The 3,232-nt window shown below is 71.8% G+C and carries 3 protein-coding genes; 1 reads left to right on the forward strand and 2 read right to left on the reverse strand.

Features of this window, described 5'->3' with window-relative positions; translation table 11 throughout:
- Positions 1 to 21 precede the first annotated feature (21 nt).
- Together ACRYM2_RS22935 and ACRYM2_RS22940 are read right to left on the reverse strand one after the other, a co-directional pair.
- The gene (locus tag ACRYM2_RS22935; RefSeq protein ID WP_432525006.1) at positions 22 to 261 is read right to left on the reverse strand and encodes an acyl-CoA carboxylase subunit epsilon; all 240 of its coding nucleotides are present in this window, start codon (positions 259 to 261) and stop codon (positions 22 to 24) included.
- Positions 258 to 1,862, reverse strand: a complete 1,605-nt coding sequence (locus tag ACRYM2_RS22940; RefSeq protein WP_432525007.1) for an acyl-CoA carboxylase subunit beta — start codon at positions 1,860 to 1,862, stop codon at positions 258 to 260. Before ACRYM2_RS22940 ends, ACRYM2_RS22935 begins: the two co-directional genes overlap by 4 nt.
- A gap of 106 nt (positions 1,863 to 1,968) precedes the next feature.
- On the opposite strand from ACRYM2_RS22940, the gene ACRYM2_RS22945 reads away from it, so the two are divergent.
- Positions 1,969 to 3,183, forward strand: coding sequence for an NADP-dependent isocitrate dehydrogenase (locus ACRYM2_RS22945; RefSeq protein WP_432525008.1), 1,215 nt, complete (start codon positions 1,969 to 1,971; stop codon positions 3,181 to 3,183).
- Positions 3,184 to 3,232 lie beyond the last annotated feature (49 nt).

Here is a 3,232-nt window from a genome sequence, read left to right on the forward strand (position 1 = left end):
GAACCGGCTCGGCGCGCCGGTTCAGCGCGGCAGCGCGCTGGCGCGCCAGCCGCCCGGGCCGGGCACCGGGGGCAGGCCGAGCACGTGGCGGGGGTCGGCCCAGCGCGAGCGCGGCGCCGCCGGCTGCGGTGCGGGCGCCGGCCGGGCCAGCTGCGTGGTGAGCACGACGGTGAGGGCGGCCAGCTCCTCCGGCTCGGGGTGGCCGCGCTCGATGCGCAGGGAGGCGAGGAAGTCCCCGAGGTCCTCGGCGGTGCCGCTCACAGCGGGATGTTCCCGTGCTTCTTGGCCGGCAGCGTCGCGCGCTTGGTCGCCAGCGCCCGCAGCGCCCTGGCGACCTGCACGCGCGTCTCGCTGGGGGCGATGACGGCGTCGACGTAGCCCCGCTCGGCGGCCACGTAGGGGTTGGCCAGCTGCAGCTCGTAGTCGTCGACGAGCTCGCGGCGCCTGGCCTCGACGTCCTCGCCGGCCTCGGCGGCCGCCTTGAGGGTGCCGCGGTGCAGGATGTTCACCGCCCCCTGGGCGCCCATCACGGCGATCTGCGCGCTCGGCCAGGCCAGGCACACGTCGGCGCCCATCTCCTTGCTGCCCATGACGATGTAGGCGCCGCCGTAGGCCTTGCGGGTGATGACGGTGACCAGCGGGACCGTCGCCTCCGCGTAGGCGTACAGCAGCTTCGCGCCGCGGCGGATGATGCCGTTCCACTCCTGGTCGGTGCCCGGCAGGAAGCCCGGCACGTCCACGAAGGTCAGCACCGGCACGTTGAAGGCGTCGCACAGGCGCACGAAGCGCGCGGCCTTCTCGGAGGCGTCGATGTCCAGGGTGCCGGCCAGCTGCGAGGGCTGGTTGGCCACCACGCCCACGGGCCGGCCCTCCACGCGGCCGAAGCCGGTGAGGACGTTGGGCGCGAAGAGCTCGTGGACCTGCAGGAACTCCTCGTCGTCGAGCACCGCGGCCACGACGGAGACCATGTCGTAGGGCTGGTTGGGCGAGTCCGGGACGATCTCGTCCAGCACCAGGTCGTCCTCGTCGACGACGAGCTCGCGGGGGGTGGCCGGTGCCAGCAGCGGCGCCTCGGAGAGGTTGTTGGAGGGCAGGTAGGACAGCAGCTCGCGCACGTAGGCGATGGCGTCGTCCTCGCTCTCGGCGAGGTGGTGCGCCACGCCCGAGCGCGTCGCGTGGGTGCGCCCGCCGCCGAGCTCCTCGAAGCCGACGTCCTCGCCGGTCACGGTGCGGATGACGTCCGGCCCGGTGACGAACATGTGCGAGGTCTCGTCGACCATGACGGTGATGTCGGTGAGGGCGGGGGAGTAGACGGCCCCGCCGGCCGAGGGGCCGAGGATGAGGGAGATCTGGGGGACCACGCCGGAGGCGTGCACGTTGCGGCGGAAGATCCGCGCGTACTGCACCAGGGAGGCGACCCCCTCCTGGATGCGGGCGCCGCCGCCGTCGTTGATGCCGACCACGGGGCAGCCGGTGGTCGCGGCGAACTCCTGCAGCTCGGCGATCTTGGCGCCGTGCACCTCGCCGAGGGAGCCGCCGAAGGCGGTGAAGTCCTGCGCGTACACGCACACCGGCCGCCCGTCGACGGTCGCGTAGCCGGTGACGACGCCGTCGCCGTCCACGTGCTTGCTCGCCATCCCGAAGCCCGTGGCCGTGCTGCGCGCGAAGCCGCCGCGCTCGACGAAGGAGTCCTCGTCGACGAGGGCCGCGATGCGCTCGCGGGCCGTCTTCTTGCCCCGCGGGTGCTGCTTGGCGGCCGCGCGCTCGTCGGCGGTGGCGACGGCGGCGTGCGCCCGGCGGTGCAGCTCGGCCAGCTTGCCGGCCGTGCTGCGCGGGTCCGTCGGGGTCTCGAGACTGCTCACGGAGCGGCAGCGTACGTCAAGGACGCCGTCCGCTGGCGCCCTCGGGGGGCGGGACCGGTAGCTTGACGTCGAGACAGAGCCGAGCGCAGTCGGAGGAGACAGCACAGTGGCCAAGATCAAGGTCCAGGGACCGGTCGTCGAGCTCGACGGCGACGAGATGACCCGGATCATCTGGCAGTTCATCAAGGACCGCCTGATCCACCCCTACCTCGACGTCGACCTGGAGTACTACGACCTCGGGGTCGAGCACCGCGACGCCACCGACGACCAGGTCACCATCGACGCGGCCCACGCCATCCAGCGGGCCGGCGTCGGCGTCAAGTGCGCGACGATCACGCCGGACGAGGCCCGCGTGGAGGAGTTCGGCCTCAAGAAGATGTGGCGCTCCCCGAACGGGACGATCCGCAACATCCTCGGCGGCGTGATCTTCCGCGAGCCGATCATCATCTCCAACATCCCGCGCCTGGTGCCGGGCTGGACCAAGCCGATCATCGTCGGCCGCCACGCCTTCGGCGACCAGTACCGCGCCACCGACTTCAAGTTCCCCGGCGAGGGGACGCTGACCGTCACCTTCACGCCCAAGGACGGCGGCGAGCCCATCGAGCACGAGGTCTTCCAGGCCCCCGGCGCCGGGGTGTCGCTGTCGATGTACAACCTCGACAGCTCCATCTACGACTTCGCCCGCGCCTCGCTCAACTACGGGCTGGCGCGCGGGTACCCGGTCTACCTCTCCACGAAGAACACGATCCTCAAGGCCTACGACGGCCGCTTCAAGGACATCTTCGAGGAGGTCTTCCAGACCGAGTTCAAGGCGAAGTTCGACGAGGCCGGGATCACCTACGAGCACCGCCTCATCGACGACATGGTCGCCGCGTCCCTGAAGTGGGAGGGCGGCTACGTCTGGGCCTGCAAGAACTACGACGGCGACGTCCAGTCCGACACCGTCGCCCAGGGCTTCGGCTCGCTGGGCCTGATGACCTCGGTGCTGTCCACCCCGGACGGCTCCGTCGTCGAGGCGGAGGCCGCGCACGGCACCGTCACCCGGCACTACCGCCAGCACCAGCAGGGCAAGCCGACCTCGACCAACCCCATTGCGTCGATCTACGCCTGGACGCGCGGTCTCGCGCACCGCGGCAAGCTCGACTCGACCCCCGAGGTCACCGGCTTCGCCGAGACCCTCGAGGACGTCGTCATCAAGACCGTCGAGAGCGGGAAGATGACCAAGGACCTCGCGCTGCTCGTCGGGCCCGACCAGGCCTGGCAGACCACCGAGGAGTTCCTGGGCACCCTCGACGAGAACCTCGCCGCGCGCCTGCGCTGACGCGAGCGCCGCACGGCCGCGCACGGCCCCGCACCCGGTCGGGTGCGGG

The sequence above is a fragment of the Kineococcus aridisoli genome (assembly GCF_050871885.1).
GTDB lineage: Bacteria > Actinomycetota > Actinomycetes > Actinomycetales > Kineococcaceae > Kineococcus.